General features: G+C 36.9%; 11 protein-coding genes and 9 pseudogenes. 9 read left to right on the top strand and 11 right to left on the bottom strand.

What is annotated here, in order from left to right:
- Positions 1-72 precede the first annotated feature (72 nt).
- Positions 73-861, top strand: a complete 789-nt coding sequence (locus tag E4T82_RS03195; protein ID WP_228065044.1) for a hypothetical protein — start codon at positions 73-75, stop codon at positions 859-861.
- 345 nt (positions 862-1,206) lie between these two features.
- Here E4T82_RS03195 and E4T82_RS03200 read toward each other — a convergent pair whose 3' ends face one another.
- The gene (locus E4T82_RS03200; protein ID WP_024411764.1) at positions 1,207-2,169 is read right to left on the bottom strand and encodes a polyprenyl synthetase family protein; all 963 of its coding nucleotides are present in this window, start codon (positions 2,167-2,169) and stop codon (positions 1,207-1,209) included.
- A 90-nt stretch (positions 2,170-2,259) separates the two neighbouring features.
- Here E4T82_RS03200 and E4T82_RS03205 point away from each other — a divergent pair.
- A pseudogene (locus E4T82_RS03205) lies at positions 2,260-3,148 on the top strand (tyrosine-type recombinase/integrase).
- Positions 3,149-3,192: 44 nt separating this feature from the next.
- On the opposite strand, the gene E4T82_RS03210 reads toward E4T82_RS03205, so the two are convergent.
- From E4T82_RS03210 to E4T82_RS03220, 3 genes and pseudogenes are all read right to left on the bottom strand, one after another.
- Positions 3,193-3,492 carry a DUF5966 family protein gene (locus E4T82_RS03210; RefSeq protein ID WP_135181446.1) on the bottom strand — a complete coding sequence of 100 codons (300 nt, stop codon included), beginning with the start codon at positions 3,490-3,492 and terminating at the stop codon, positions 3,193-3,195.
- A gap of 13 nt (positions 3,493-3,505) precedes the next feature.
- A complete protein-coding gene (locus E4T82_RS03215; protein ID WP_135181447.1) occupies positions 3,506-3,805 on the bottom strand; it encodes a DUF5962 family protein in 300 nt (99 codons plus the stop codon).
- Positions 3,806-3,875: 70 nt separating this feature from the next.
- Positions 3,876-5,036, bottom strand: a pseudogene (locus E4T82_RS03220) (helicase-related protein); the annotation flags it as partial.
- Positions 5,037-5,050: 14 nt separating this feature from the next.
- Between E4T82_RS03220 and E4T82_RS12765 the strand changes: the two are divergent.
- Positions 5,051-5,850: pseudogene (locus E4T82_RS12765) on the top strand (IS630 family transposase); the annotation flags it as partial.
- On the opposite strand, the pseudogene E4T82_RS03230 reads toward E4T82_RS12765, so the two are convergent.
- Positions 5,843-6,112: pseudogene (locus E4T82_RS03230) on the bottom strand (transposase); the annotation flags it as partial. The pseudogenes E4T82_RS12765 and E4T82_RS03230 overlap by 8 nt on opposite strands.
- A 127-nt stretch (positions 6,113-6,239) precedes the next feature.
- On the opposite strand from E4T82_RS03230, the gene E4T82_RS03235 reads away from it, so the two are divergent.
- The 6 genes and pseudogenes from E4T82_RS03235 to E4T82_RS03260 all read left to right on the top strand — a co-directional run.
- Positions 6,240-6,446, top strand: coding sequence for a hypothetical protein (locus tag E4T82_RS03235; protein ID WP_135181449.1), 207 nt, complete (start codon positions 6,240-6,242; stop codon positions 6,444-6,446).
- Between the two features lie 153 nt (positions 6,447-6,599).
- The gene (locus E4T82_RS03240) at positions 6,600-7,430 is read left to right on the top strand and encodes an SDR family oxidoreductase (protein ID WP_135181450.1); all 831 of its coding nucleotides are present in this window, start codon (positions 6,600-6,602) and stop codon (positions 7,428-7,430) included.
- A gap of 73 nt (positions 7,431-7,503) precedes the next feature.
- On the top strand, positions 7,504-8,379 hold the full coding sequence (locus E4T82_RS03245) for a MurR/RpiR family transcriptional regulator (RefSeq protein ID WP_135181451.1): 876 nt from the start codon (positions 7,504-7,506) through the stop codon (positions 8,377-8,379).
- 183 nt (positions 8,380-8,562) lie between these two features.
- On the top strand, positions 8,563-9,972 hold the full coding sequence (locus E4T82_RS03250) for a 6-phospho-beta-glucosidase (protein WP_135181452.1): 1,410 nt from the start codon (positions 8,563-8,565) through the stop codon (positions 9,970-9,972).
- 15 nt (positions 9,973-9,987) lie between these two features.
- A complete protein-coding gene (locus tag E4T82_RS03255) occupies positions 9,988-11,364 on the top strand; it encodes a PTS transporter subunit EIIC (protein ID WP_135181453.1) in 1,377 nt (458 codons plus the stop codon).
- Positions 11,365-11,805: 441 nt separating this feature from the next.
- Positions 11,806-11,937 (top strand): annotated as a pseudogene (locus tag E4T82_RS03260) (YebC/PmpR family DNA-binding transcriptional regulator); the annotation flags it as partial.
- Here E4T82_RS03260 and E4T82_RS03265 read toward each other — a convergent pair.
- The 6 genes and pseudogenes from E4T82_RS03265 to E4T82_RS03285 form a co-directional block, all read right to left on the bottom strand.
- Positions 11,912-12,349: pseudogene (locus E4T82_RS03265) on the bottom strand (hypothetical protein); the annotation flags it as partial. The pseudogenes E4T82_RS03260 and E4T82_RS03265 overlap by 26 nt on opposite strands.
- Positions 12,333-12,524 carry a calcium-binding protein gene (locus E4T82_RS03270; RefSeq protein WP_024376811.1) on the bottom strand — a complete coding sequence of 64 codons (192 nt, stop codon included), beginning with the start codon at positions 12,522-12,524 and terminating at the stop codon, positions 12,333-12,335. The gene E4T82_RS03270 and the pseudogene E4T82_RS03265, both read right to left, overlap by 17 nt.
- Positions 12,525-13,985 (bottom strand): annotated as a pseudogene (locus tag E4T82_RS03275) (SspB-related isopeptide-forming adhesin); the annotation flags it as partial.
- Positions 13,978-14,859: pseudogene (locus tag E4T82_RS03280) on the bottom strand (phage tail tip lysozyme); the annotation flags it as partial. The pseudogenes E4T82_RS03275 and E4T82_RS03280, both read right to left, overlap by 8 nt.
- Positions 14,857-15,402, bottom strand: a pseudogene (locus tag E4T82_RS12440) (replication initiator protein A); the annotation flags it as partial. The pseudogenes E4T82_RS12440 and E4T82_RS03280, both read right to left, overlap by 3 nt.
- Positions 15,399-15,572 (bottom strand): hypothetical protein, encoded by a 174-nt coding sequence (locus E4T82_RS03285; protein ID WP_135181454.1) that lies wholly within the window; start codon positions 15,570-15,572, stop codon positions 15,399-15,401. The gene E4T82_RS03285 and the pseudogene E4T82_RS12440, both read right to left, overlap by 4 nt.
- Positions 15,573-15,590 lie beyond the last annotated feature (18 nt).

Here is a 15,590-nt window from a genome sequence, read left to right on the forward strand (position 1 = left end):
CACAAGAAAATATGATTAACTACAAAATATGGTATACTAGTGATAATAAATAGTTATCGGTAGGAGAATGCTATGAATATATGGATTGTTGATAAAATTCTTTCAAAAAAATATCTATGGGGTGTTATTTTTACATGCTGGATTTTTTTTGGAATAATTCTATCAATTTTTGACTCTTCGCTGAAGAATAACTATATATACGTACTCGGTGTAAATCTTTTGCTATTTGCACAGATTGTAACGTATCATTGCCTAATGAGGAAAGAGGATCTACTTTCATTGTCTATTTCAGGCATTACTATTGATGGATATTCGCTATTTTCGATATGTAACAGATTTGGAACTTATCTACAAAAATGGTACAGTATCATTATTTCTATAGCAATTGGAATTATCTATATCATTTCATTGATTTTGCTAAAAGTATTAATGTGGAACCAAGTTATTACAGTATACGGTAGTATTACTTTAATCTTTACAGTTTTTATTGCAATACAACTATACTTAAAGTACATATTTTACATTCTTACTTTAAGAAAAATTGCAAATCTAGAATTTACTACATTTACTCCAATTTCTCTTCATAATCCATCTGAGGCTACTTGGATTGTTAAATTCACAGACACAATGAGCACTTTTGGTAATTACTTTGGTGTCCTTGGGATTGCTTATACTTTATTATTTTATTTAACAACTCCTTTATCTGCTATATCATTTTCAAATAATAAACTAAATATAAATACGTCTAATGATATTGTATTCATAATAACATGGGGAATTATCGCTATATTAATTGGTTTGGGTTATATATTGTTTGATTATCTATGGAAAAATTATATCAAGATAATTATAAAAAAATAAAGAGAAATAGACTTTTAGAATATGACAATATCTCGAATCAACAATCACAATTAAATAAAGACTTTATCGATCTCTTTAATTTATATAGAGACACACCTAATTTCCCTGAATTATTCAACGGGCAATACGTAAATCCTCTTGGTTATATTCCAGTGATAATCAACCTGTATAACGTAATAATCCCTTTTCTATCACAATAATAACTGAACAAAAGAGACTGGGCAAAACTAAAAAATTCCCCCTCCTATAAAAATTTTATCAATCAAAAACAGCTTAGAATCACCGTTTCTGGCAATGTGATTCTAAGCTGTTTTCTATTTTTAAGACTTTTTGCCCAGCCTCTTTTTATTTGATACTTGCCCTTGTTTTAGCTAAATTTATAGCATAATCAATAAAGAATGATAAGCGTTGCACATTCATAGTTTCTCCTAAAATATTTAAATTATTCTGTATATCTAATTCAATACAATAAATTTCTTTTTTTATTAAATCCAATATGTTATATTTATTCAACAAATTATCCAGAATAGAGTACTTTCCGCGATCAAGTTCGGATTTTTCTTTATAGTTAAGAGACTGTTCTAAATATGAATAACATAAATTTTTTCGCTGCTTGTTAATATCAAAATTCATATTTCCTTTATATTTTATCGAAAATTCGGGATTAAAATATACTTCACAATCATTCAACAATTGAAACAAATACCCTAATTTATAACCTACTATTTCCAAATATTGATTATTGATAGATTCATTATAGGATTTCATGCCAATCAATAAACTATTCTGTATTACTTGAGAAGTTTGATTGTCCAAAATTTTTCTAATATCTGCAATAGCTGTCTCATTGTTAATATTTAATTCACTCAATGTTCCTTGGCACATCTTAATAATCATCTGACTAAATAATCTAACAGTAGAATCATCAATATCTGACAGCATTTCTATACACTTTCCTAGTAAAAATACTGATATTATCAAAGCTTCATTTAGAGAATATTGTTGATGAACAGTTGGCATACCATGCCTTTTTTTATCTTGATCAATAATATCGTCAATAATAATAGAAGCCTTATGAATTAATTCGATTGCTGTGGCTGATTGATAAATAGTTTCATTTAACTCATCAGAATATAGCGTATACCCATAATATGTTAATAGGGGGCGAAAACGACTTCCTCTTACAATTTGTAGGCTGTTATGATATGATTCAGGCAACTCTAGTAATAATGCTTTTATCCTAGAATCAATTTCAAATAAAAAGAGTTTTTCATCATTATTTAATTCAATTTCCGGCAAATTTTTCATAGTTCTCCTCTACCGATAACTATTTATTATCACTATACAAAGCACCAAAATCAGTCTATAATAGCGTCATTATCGTTAAAGGAGACTATCATGGATTATACTATTATTTCTAACTACTTGGATTATTGTAAAGCTCATAAACGCTTGAGTACACACACCTTGCGGGCTTATAAAAACGATTTAATGCAATTTTACAATTCCAATTACGAATGTGTGATAAGTTATATTGAAGGTTTGACACATTCAAACTTAAAAACTAGTACTTTACGGCGAAAAATCGCAAGTTTAAAAGTGTTCTATGGCTATCTTCAATTGAAAAATGTTATTACCGACAATCCCTTTAATCAATTACGGTTTCAATTTCGAGCAGAAAAAACATTGCCGAAGACAATCCCTCACGATAGTTTAAAAATCCTATATACCTATCTACAAAAGAAGATGATCTCAGCCAAAACTATTTATCAAAAACAGAAAGCTGAAAGAAATTTGTTAATTGTCTCCCTATTACTTTCTACTGGCATTCGGATTTCTGAACTGTGTCATATTCAAATCAAAGATATTAATCTAACGGAACAAACACTCCAAATTCTAGGAAAAGGTAAAAAAGAGCGTATGATTTTTATTGGGGATGAACGAACTTTTCAGTTATTAAAAGCTTATATCACTTGTTATTGCAATCATACAGACGATTATTTATTTCCCGGAAAATCCCTAAAAAAAACCACTGACAGAACAAAGTGTTCGTTTGCTTCTAAAAACAGCCAAAATACAAACCAGACTCACTACAACTATTACACCTCATATGTTTCGCCACAGCTTTGCTACGATGTTATTAGATAATGATGTCGATATTCGGTACATCCAACAGATACTTGGACACAGTTCTATTTCGATTACTCAGATATATACCCACGTATCACAATCAAGACAAAAAGAGATACTAAGTTCCTGTAATCCAATTTCATCTATCTACACTTGATTAAAAGTATACAAAAATAAAAGACTACCTAAAATCAGGTAGCCCTATTTGTATTCCGTAATTCTACTTTTCACGAGGTTGGTCATAAGTCCTAGCACTAGCAGAATATTAAAAAAAATAAAAAATCCTGTAAAACTCCAAACTCCATTAATTGCTAAATCTTCTGAATAGAGATATCTCTCAGTAAAGAAGAGGTAAATTCCATAGATTTCAATAAAGACTAATCCACTGATGAGTCCGATAAAAAACAAAGCACCTGAAACTTTCACAATCTGATAAAGTACAAGTAACATTAGTCCTATTGCTGCGATAATCAAAAGACTTTGTAGAATTTGCTCCAACATCTTACACCTCTTTCTAGGACAAGTACTTACGGTAATAATTGGCTTGTTCCTGGTCAAATTCATCTAGTTGGGCAACCAAATCAAGGTATTCTGCCTTCGTCACCTCATCTAAGTTTGGAAAATCATTCTCACGAATTGTGATGATGAGTTCTAGCTGTCCAGTGATTTCACGCTTTGAAAAGCTATAATCAAGAGTTTCATCTTCATACTGTGCCTTTAAAGCTAGGTAGTTGGCTCTATCCTCTGGACTTGTGAAACCTTGTGCCAACCATTCTTCGAGTTGATAACGCATTTCTTCTAGTGTTTGGGCCATGTTCTATTCTCCTTATGTGATTTCTTGACTTCATTTTACCGCGTTCAAAAATATTTGTCAGCCTTTTTTCTTATATCTCGAGTGCTATTTGTTGCTTCTTTTGGGGTGTTGTATCTTCACTAAACTTGGCCAAAGCTGCATCTATCTCTTCAATCTCTGCTTCTTTTTCAACCAAGGGAGCCAAAACATCATACTTAGCCTTTACAAGCTGATAGTCCTCTTCCTTTGGAAAGACTTTTTCAACTTCTACTTTGGCTACTCGTAGCTTATCTTTTAAATCCTTTACCAGCTCTTGCGTCTTTTCTTGGTCATCTATAATATGGTCAATGGCATTACTAATCCGTTGAATGGTTCCCACGTCTGATTTCAAATCAAGGGCGACAGTATACTGATTATCTCCTACAATCATTAAAGAGACAGTCTCTGGCATGGGCTCACTAGGAGCTCGTGTTGTCATTTTCAAATCAAATCCTCTAAAGTTGGCCAGAGTCCGAACTTCCTTAGTTTCTGAGCGGTTATAGGTAATGAGTTTTCGCAGATAGTCCCCAGCTTCAGCACGACTATCCATTGATTGATTGTCAAATCGCATGACAAAATCTTGCGACTTTGTTGTCAAAGATTGGGCAATATCCTTATCATATTGACTCAACCGTTTTTCCATGATAGGGAGGTGCTTCTCGCTATAGGAAATGGTATGGCGATACTCGTCTTTGGAGCGATTAAAGGCTCGTTTTTGATTCTCTAAAACTGTCAGTTCATTTTCCAACTCCATTTTGAGTTTGAGATAAGGGTTTCCAGTTGCCAAGGCCTTAAAGTCTGAGGCGGTCATGGTTTGTTCATCAATGTCTTCAGCTGATCTCACAGGATCTTTTGAGGTCATTATCTGGGTGATATACTTGAGCTTATTCTCCTGCGTCTGCCAGAGGTAATTGTCAAAGCTCCCTTTGGTGATATAGTGATAAATATCCACCTCCTGGTGCATATTACCTTGTCGGATGAGCCTACCATTTCGCTGAACAATGTCTGAGGGCCTCCAAGGAACATCTAAGTGGTGAACAGCTTTCATGCGTGATTGTACGTTTAGACCCGTTCCACCTTTTTTCGTAGAAGTCATGAGAATCCGTACTTCCCCACTATTGACCTTTCGTGAGAGAGAGTTTTTCTTCTCATCGGTATTGGTATCATGCACAAAGGCAATTTCTTCTTTTGGAATCCCTCGATCAAAAAGCATAGCATACTAGTATTATGAAATTATCCAATAAAGACGAACAACAACTCAAAAAATTTTTAAAAGATTCTTCGGTTTCTAAATTCCATAAACGGCTTCAAATTATCTTATTCCGTTCAAAAGGAATGACCTATAAAGAGATTTCTGAATTGCTAGACTGTAACATCAGTACGATTCAACGAACTCTAGCGAAGTTTAAAGAACATGGTCTCGATGTACTCCTCCAAGAAAAACGAAGTAGCAGACATCATGCTTATCTGTCATTTGAAGAGGAAGCTGCATTCCTGAAAAATCAACTAGAAAGAGCGCTGACTGGTGAATATGTCACGATCGCAACTCTCTATCAGGCTTATCAGAAACTGGTTGGACAAACTACTACTCGCGTAGGGTTTTACTCTCTTTTGGCTCGCCATGGCTGGCGCAAGGTTACTCCTCGCCCTGAACATCCTAAGAAAGCAGACGTAAATACGATTTTAGCGTCTAAAAATAAAATCTATATTCAAGAAGATAAGAAAGCGCTTTAAACACAGTCGTCGCTTTAATAACGTACGATTGATGTTCCAAGATGAAGCTAGTTTCGGCAGAATTAGCAAGCAAGGGAAGTGTTAGACACCAAAGGGGACTAGACCGTCTGTTCCGAGTCATCATATCCGTGAATTCCGATATTGTTATGGCGCAGTAGATGCTCGTACAGGAGAATCATTCTTTCTGATAGCAGGGCTGTAATACTGAGTGGATGAATGAGTTTCTTCGCCAGCTATCCTTAGCTTATACCAACAATTACCTTTTATTGGTTATGGATAATACAGTATGGCATTGTCCATGACTAATATGATGTAGTCATTGGGATAAGCTGCTGATAATTGTCGTAAAAATTCATTCATCCAAGCGGTATTACAACCACCAGCTATTATGAAGAAAGATTCCCCCGTATGGGCATCTACCACACCATAGCAGTAACGAAATTCGCGAATGTGATGGCTTGAGATATTCGGGCGGTAGTTTTTAGGACTCCAACAAGCCCCCAGTTTACTAATCCGACCAAACCCTGCCTCATCTTGATACATAAGACGGGTTTGGTTATAGGAATTTTGTTCAAGAAATCACTTACTTGATTTTTCCTTGTACAAAGATTTTATTTTTAGACCCCAATTTGTAAAATTAAGTTAGACTTACAATAAAGTAATTAATAAGATTAAGGGAAAATTGAAACCTAAGCAAACTATACAGGTAATGCATCTTGGATTTCAATCAATAAATAGAGGAATAAAATATGACAAATCAGGTAACAAATTGGTTCGTGGTGATAAAGGAAATACCTGTAAGCGACTTGAAGTTATTGCAGAGAAAATAAAAAGAACTGAGAAAAATGGATTAGTTGAGATATTTAAATTTATCAGCATTGCTTACTAATCTCCTTCGCTTTCCTCGATAACTCTAACTAAATTATTAGATACGAGCTGGCTGATACCAAATTTATTATCGTGTTATAATGGAGACAGTTGATAGAGTGGCTTTGTCTGTTCTGATGCTTTCAAAAGATAATACTCAAAAAGGAGAAACAACATGACAAAAATAGCAATCACAGGAGTTACAGGGCATTTGGGTGGTTTTGTTGCTAAGGAATTATCAGAAGCGGGTGTTGCGGCATGTCACTTGGCACGCTCGCCAGAACGTGCTCCTATACTGGCAGGCGTAACTGTGAAAAAGTGCAGTTATGAGTATTCTGATGAAGCTATCGCTGCTCTATCGGGAATTGATGTACTTTTTATGATTTCAGCCAAGGAGAATCCAGAACGTTTGCAACAGCATCTGGCTTTTATTGATGCAGCTAAAGCGGCTGGTGTTAAGCATATTGTTTACACTTCATTTTACAATGCTAGTCCAAATTCAACATTTACTTTGGCGCGTGATCATGCGGCAACGGAGCAATATATTAAGGAAAAGGGATTAAGTTACACTTTTTTACGTGATAATTTTTATATTGATTTTTTTGTTGATATGGCATGCCAATATGGTGAAATCAAAGGTCCTGCAGGTAATGGAAAAGTTTCTGCTGTTGTGCGTTCAGATGTTGCCGATGTAGCGGTAGAAATTCTTAAAAATCCTGAAAAGTGGGTAAATCAAACCTTAAATATTACAGGGCCAGAAGAATTGACATTATCGGAAATGGCAGAGCAAATCAGTCATTCTCTTGGAAAAACGGTGACGTACGTTGAAGAAACTGTTGAGGAAGCTTACGACTCTCGCAAAATTTGGCAAGCCGAGCAATGGGAATACGATTCTTGGGTGTCAACTTATACCGCAATCGCTAAAGGGGAACAAGCAGGCTTATCAGATGATATTGAGTGTGTGCTAGGGAGAAGACCCAAAGGGTTGAAAGAATACCTTGCTTAAATGTCAGAGATAAATGTAAATGGAGCATATCCAGAAACAGTTGATTGGAATAGCATATTATGGAGGGAAAACAATGCTTATTATTGAACGTTTAATTAATCAGTCGGAATTCACGAGTAGTGAAAAGGGCGTAGCCCAATATTTGTACAGTATTGGACTGGATAGTCAAGAGATGTCTACCAGAACGATTGCCGAGGCAACTTATACTTCTGCAGCAACAGTTGTTCGTCTTTGTAAGAAGTTAGGGTTCTCGGGTTTTGAAGAATTTAAAGAAAAATATTGTCAGGAGATCAACTATCTTAATACCCAAACTGGGAAGCTTGATATTAATTTTCCTTTTCAGAAGGGTGAGAATCTGAGTCAAATTAGTAATAAGCTTGTAAAGCTTTATGAAGATACGGTGAATGATACCTTATTTATTTTGGTTCAGCGAATGTTGAACCGCGCGGTGACCATATTGCGCATGTCAAAAACGATTCATGTATTTTCGTACGGTACAAGTTTAAACATTGCTGAATCTTTTAGAGAAAAAATGTTAAAAATAGGTAGAAATGTCCAGATTACCAATAATCTCAATTATCAGATTTATGAGGCTAGTTGCTTAGAAAAAGGGGATGTGGCTATTTTAATTTCTTATTCAGGAGAAACTGAAAAAATGCTGCAAATTGCAGAACTGTGTCAACAGGCTAATGTTCCGATGATTCTGTTGAGTTCTTTAGGAGAAAATTCTTTATCATCTTACAGTAATTGTAAGCTAACAATTTCCTCTAAAGAAAGTTTAGTTCAGAATATTGGAGATTTTAGTACTCACTTATCCGTGATGTTTCTGCTTGACGCCTTATATTCTGCTTATTTTCTCAAAGATTTTGACCAGCATTACGATACAAAAATTAAAAAGGCAAAAAAATTAGAGCATATCCGCTCAAGTAGCAACCGGATGATTCAGTAATAAAGTGTTCTGATGTTCTTTAGTTAAGCTTCTATCTAGGTAGGATGTTGTGATTAAGGAAACAGTGTTTCAAATTTGTTATTGCATAGAAAGCGTTTTCTGAAACGCTGTAACAAGCTTTTGTTATTATATTGTGAAGCCTCCTTGTTCTATCTATAATAAGGATAGAGAAGGAGGTCTTTTATGATGGACAAAAGAATATTATGGGGTGGTGCAACTGCTGCTAACCAGTATGAGGGTGCTTTTAATCTTGACGGAAAGGGACTAAGCATCGCTGATATCGAAATGGGTTCAAAACATGGGGTTCCTCGAGAAGTTCATTCCGATATTAAGGAAGGTTTTTATTATCCCAGCCACGAAGCTATTGATTTTTATCATCGTTACAAAGAGGATATTGCTCTTTTTGCTGAAATGGGCTTCACTTGTTTTAGAATGTCAATCAACTGGACTCGTATTTTCCCACAGGGTGATGAGTTAGAGCCGAATGAGGCAGGTTTAGCCTTTTATGATAAAGTTTTTGATGAGCTATTATCTTACGGTATCCAGCCAATTGTAACGTTATCTCATTATGAGACTCCTCTGCATCTTGTTAAGACCTATGGTTCATGGCGAAATCGTGAGTTAATTACCTTTTTTGAACGCTTTTGCCGAGTTGTTTTTGAGCGTTATAAAGATAAAGTAACCTATTGGATGACCTTTAATGAAATCAATGAAATTATGAATCAAGACGAGCCTTATCATCAAGCAGGTATTCTTTTTGAAGAAGGGGAAAATAGGAATTTGACAAAAGTCCTAGCCAGCCATCACATGTTTCTAGCCAGTGCACGGGCAGTCTTGGTTGGCCACGAAATTAATCCTAACTTTAAAATTGGCTGTATGATTCAGTACCCAACAACCTATCCAAAACATTGCAAACCTGAAGATGTTTTGGCTCAGCGTTATCATATGATGCCAAATTTTTATTATAGCGATGTGATGTCAAAAGGAGAATATACTAATCTTTGTCAGGCACAGCTGAAACGTCTCGGGGTTTCTTTTAATATTTCAGAAAGTGATAGGAAGCTACTCAAAGCCGGTAAGGTTGATTACATTGCACTTAGCTATTATTTTTCGTCAGTTGCATCCTTGGATGAAAACGGGCAGTTATTAGTAGAACGATCGAATCCTTATCTTGAGCGCAATGACTGGGATTGGCCTATTGATCCAATTGGGCTTCGAATTGCTTTAAATGAGTTGTACGACCGTTACCAAAAACCACTCTTTGTTGTTGAAAATGGTCTTGGTGCTATTGACCAATTCAATGCTGATGGTGAGATTATTGATACTTACCGTATGACTTATCTTGGTAACCACATTAATGAGTTAAAAAAAGCTATCTCAGAAGATTTTGTGGATGTTATCGGCTATACTTGTTGGGGACCAATTGATATTATATCTGTCGGAACTGGGGAGATGCGTAAACGTTATGGCTTTATATATGTAGATAAAGATGACACTGGAAAAGGAAGCTTAAGACGGATAAAAAAAGCATCATTTAATTGGTATAAGAAAGTTATTGCCAGCAATGGGAATGACACCAGCATCAATGAATAGATTGGAGGATTTCTAATGGACTATGGAAAAGTAGCAAAAGGTATTTTACAATATGTTGGAGGCAAAGAGAATGTCATTTTTGCAACACATTGTGTCACTCGCCTGCGTCTAACATTGAAAGATCGCACAAAGGCTGATACAAATAAAATCAAAGGCATTGAAGGTGTCTTGGGAGTGGTTGACGGAGATGCTCAATATCAAGTGATTATTGGGCAGGAAGTTAATAATGTCTATAATGCCTTTATAAAACTGACAGGGGAGTTCAAAAAGTCGGAATCAACTCCTAAAGCAGACGAAAAGAAAGAAACATGGTGGAGTAGACTTTTGGATATATTGGCTGGTATCTTTACCCCAATCATGCCAATTATTGCCGGTGCTGGTATGCTTAAAGCACTTTTGTCTATCTTAACCCTCTTTAACTGGATCGATATTGAAGGCAATACTTATTATTTTTTGAAGTTTATTGCAGATGCCTCTTATTATTTTCTTCCCATTTTTTTGGCTAACTCTGCCGCTAAAAAGTTTCATACAAACAATTATATGGCAATGCTGGTGGGGGCCATTTTGCTACATCCAAATTTTTCGGCTTTGTCAGAAACAGGGAACTATGTTAGTGTTTTGGGATTACCTGTAAAAATTGTTACGTATTCCTCATCAGTCATCCCGATTATTCTGATCGTTTTTGTTCTATCTTATGTTGAAAAATGGGTTGATAAAATTACTCCGGCTACTATTAAATTTATTGCCCGTCCAATATTAACAATCCTTATTATGACCCCCTTGGCCTTTGTTGCTCTTGGACCACTGGGCAGTTTGGTTGGTGATGGGCTTGTAAATGGATTGCTGGCTATTGAAAAGATTGCGCCTTGGATTATGTCAACTGTTATTGGTGCTTTTATGCCATTTCTTGTAATGACTGGGATGCATTACAGTCTGCTTCCTGCTTATGTCAGCTCTTTATCAAGTCTTGGTTACGAAACGATTATCGGTCCAGGCAATCTTCCCTCTAATATTGCACAGGGGGCAGCCGCCTTATGTGTAGCATTAAAAACGAAAAATAAAAAATTTAAACAACTTGCGGTGTCTAGTGGTATTACTGCTTTACTTGGTGTAACAGAACCAGCTCTTTTTGGAGTAAATCTAAAACTGAGAAAACCTCTGATTGCTACAACAATCGGTGGTGGTTTGGGAGGACTTTATGCTGGACTAACCGGCATCATGCGTTTTGGCGGGGGTGGTGCAGGTTTGGCCGCGTTGGGGCTTTATGTTGGAGATGATCCGATGAACTTAATTAATGCTATTATTTCAGCTGCTATTGCCTTTGTGGTTACTTTTGTAATCTTATGGAAAATTGGTTTTGAAGATTCAATAGAAGTACCTAATGAGAATTAAAACCTATATTATCATTTTTACCACCTTTGGAATATTAAATTTGAAAAATTGATATAAGCAGTTTATCTCAATGTTAACACGCCAAACGCATGAAGAAAATTTTGTTTTCGGAAATCATATTTTCAATATTAACATCAGTTTTTTATTGAAAAAGTGATATAATAGCTGTGAAAATGAGGGATTACCCCTGTTAAAGTGTAAGTTTTATGGAAATATTTTGAAAAAATGCATGTAACTAGAAAATAGTTGCATGCATTTTCTTCATGCGTACGGCGTGCAATGTTAAAGTCCCCATTTTACACAGTACCGTCAAAGTGCTATAATATTAAGGATTACGAATTTAGCTTTGCTAGTTCAGTAGTTCAATGATTTGAGGCTTTAGGGTGTCCAAATCAATTAATCATGCTAAAATAAAAATAATCTTTACAAAGGAGACTACCCATGGGACGTAAGTGGCCAATATTGTTGCCAAAAAAAACTGCCAAAGATGGTGCTAACTCTAAAGTTTATGCGAAATTTGGTGTTGAAATCTATGTTGCTGCTAAAAAAGGTGAACCAGATCTCCAAAATAATCCCGACTGGAAATAGCCAAGTCCTGTTGAATCATGGCCTGTAAGGTTTCAAGGCTAAGTGGTGAATAATCGTCACTATCCAAAACCTCATACTGTTCCAAGGTGTCTGAGAGACTATTTGAGGACATTAAATCCATAATAAAACTAGAGCCTTCACCTGTTCGGTACAACTTTTCCAAAATGTCAGTCATATCTGCCTGTACTTCATCCTGATAACTATCAACTTTAACTCGTAGCTCATCACTAATCAAGGATAGGTCATCCTCATCCATATAATCTTGATAAACCTGATTGAGGATTGTTCTATCAGAAATACTTAATTCCAAAGAGAGAAAGGCTTTGATAAACTCTTGGTAATCGACCTTCTCCATTTCAGACAAAGCCTCTTTCATGGTGTCAAAGTTCCAAGCCATCACACAACTCCTTTTGTGGGACTAGTGGTGAATGTCCAGATTGTAGCTCTTCTAAATCAGCTTGACCATCACCATCTGTGTCAACAGACTGCGGATTGGTTCCGAAAGCCAGTTCCTGAGCATCTGTCAAACCATCTTGGTCTGAATCCTTTTCATAAATAGTTTTTGGATTCATCTACTTCTCCTCCTTTTTCTTCAGTCCATAAGCCGTACCAAGTAGAATACCAGCTCCAATCAAGCCCAAAAGGGATTCCTGTTCCCCTGTATTTGGCAAAATGCTTGCTGGAACAGGCGGTTCTATAGTCTCAATTGGTGGTTGAGGTGGTGTGGGTTGATTTGGACTTGGTTCTTCAGGTCGAGGTGTATGTGTTACAACTGTATTTGAGCTGATGACATAGCCATTCACTGTATGGAGATAGGTATTCTCCACCTGACCAGTCGCAATCCGTTTCATCTGCAGGTAAACATCTGCCTGAAACGCTGAATCATCAGAGATAGTCTCTAAGAAGGATTTATCAAATGAAATTGACACTAGGCCATTTTCTGTATCCACTTGTTGCAAGGTATATTTCGTAACTTCCGTTCCTTCTTTTAAGACAGAACCGTCTTTAAGGATGACATCCGTCATCAGATAGCTGCGATAAACACCATTATACTCATCATGTTTTTCATCATAGTTATCTTCAAAACCATATTCAAATAAATCAGTCGCACGATTGCTTGGAATCAAAGCTCCAACCAAACGATAGTTAAAGGGTTGATGCAAGGCCACTTCTTTACCATCAAGGCTGTCATCCTTATGAGACAAGTCAATCACCACATCTTTTTGTGGGTCTAGTTTGGGAACATTATTGACCACTGTTTCCGTGACATAGGCCAAGCCAAAATCAATCTGATAGGCTGTATTTTCATACTGACCACCTGTTTTGGTCAACTCATTTTTAACCGTCATCGGAAGCGTGACAACTAAGGTTTGACCAGTCTTCACATAGGTCTCATAAAAGTTTTTGGGATCATCGCTACTAAGGACCTGAATGGCTCCTTTAGGTGTAAACTGACGTTTAGCCATGGCATCTTGGACGACTTTCGGAGCTTCTGACAAACTAGCGTAGGTGCTGACAGAGATACCAGATACACGATTGCCATCCTTATCCAAAACTTGAATGCCATCAGGATTTAGGGTAAGGGCTTCTTCTGGGTAATCGTCTACCAGGTAAAATCCCTTGGCAAGAACATCATCCGTCACGACCATGTCCTTGTATTGACTGTAATCCAAGACAATTTTGTAATAATTGACCGTATTCGGAAGAACAGTCTTTCCATCAATTGAAATACCTTCTTGATTGGTATTAGACTTATGTGGAGTTACTTTAGGGACAAAATTGGTCACCGTGTTGGTTTCATAAGCCTGACCAAAGTCCACCTGATAAGCCACGTTTTCATAAGAGTTCCCTGAATTAAGCATGGTTTCCAAAACCGTCATCGGAGTGACAATGGTAATATTCTCCCCCTTGGTCACATAAGATTCATAAAAGGCTTGTGGGTCTTCAGGCATGAAAACTTGAAAAGCTCCTTTAGGCTGAATTTTTTGTTTGGAAAGGGCTGCTTGTAGCGTTTTAGGAGCTTCTGATAATTGAAATTTTCTCACCATTTTTACCTTTGAGTTTTAGACCCAGCTGGTTGATACGGGATGCGACTCCCCACGTACACTGGCCGTAAGCATATCCCATACCGTCACCACCTCCTGGAATTGAGTTTTCAAAGAGATCCCCTCTGACTGCTTCAAGAGTTTTTGGATCGCTTTGTGCCGTTCCTCCATTTGGCTGGCTAAAACCTTTTTCAATTTGGTAATACCACTCACTTGCTCGTGTCTGACGTTCAAGTAGTTTATCTCCTGAATTCCCCTCCCAATAAATGAGAAAGAGTTGGGCAAGACTAGCTGGACTGCCTGAATTTTTGAAAAATTCTTTTAACCAATTGGTGTAATAAGGACTGTCCCCATGCAACATGAAATTCAGTTGCAAACCCAAGTCATACCATTTTTGATGTTTTCCTTTGGCATATTCCAGCAACAAGGTATGTCTGCGTGACCCATCTGCTGTATCCGTCCACTGTCCCAAGCCCAAGCCACGTTTTAGAATATTGGGGTAACGTCCATTGTAAATAGTTGGACCATTGAGCGAGAGCCAGCCCTCATCATCCCAAGAGCCATCTGACGCACCAACAGGTGGAGATAGATAGTCGCCTTCAGCCCGTTTCGAGTTGATGGAGGATTCTACCGACCAGTTACCTAGAATAGCTGCGATGGCTTGATTGGTCGCACCTTTACTTTTGAGGTAGTCATATATAGCCTTGGCTCTCTCAAACTCATCGCCCCCAACCTGACCGATAGTTGGAAGAATGGTGGTCTGTACTTGGATTACCTTTGGAAAGTAAAAGGCAGGATTGACATAGACTAGCTTGTCCGTGTCATCAACCTTTTGATAGGTGACTTTTAGACCCGTTCCTTCTTGTTTTTCATCTACTAACTGCCTCTCCTCCTCGTCCTCAATAAGGGAATCACTCCCTTCACACTATATTTAGTCTCACTTCCTTCAGTCTCACTAGGGACTGAATTTAAGACCGGCCCCGTCTTTCTTTGAGACTCCCTAGTGTTTTTTAACACTAGCCCCGTCTGAATGTAAGACTGGGTTAGGTTCATGTTCTAATTCCCCCAAGTAAATTTTATTTGCCATTTAGCCTTTTTCGCTAGAGGACTGTTGGACTTCATCAATTAAGCCATATCCACGTAAGCTTTTCTTGATAGAGAGTAATTTTGACTTTGAACAGCCTAAAAGAGCCATCAGATTTGAATTGGAATAGATTAGATAAATCGCCCCATCCTCATCAATCCATCCCCTACTCAGAGATAATTCCAAGCGGTCTTTTAAAACCACGCAGGCTACCTTAACCTCCAGTTTCATATTCTTATACCGTTCACTCTCAAACAAGAGTTTGGGGAGCTTATAATAACGCTCAGATGTCTGATACTGACTAGCGGTAATACGTTTCATGATTGTCCCTCCAAGACTAAAAGTCCAACATTTCCAAAATCATCAAATTGGATTAGACCTATTTGTTCCATTTCATCAACTAGCAGAGTTGCTTTCTCACTATCAACTCCCATGATAGTCATGAGATGGCACTTCACGAATTGACGTGATGACTGTTCTTCCTTTTGCATAATTTCCTCCAAAACGCA

The organism is Streptococcus cuniculi (genome assembly GCF_004570575.1).
GTDB classification, from domain to species: Bacteria; Bacillota; Bacilli; order Lactobacillales; family Streptococcaceae; genus Streptococcus; species Streptococcus cuniculi_A.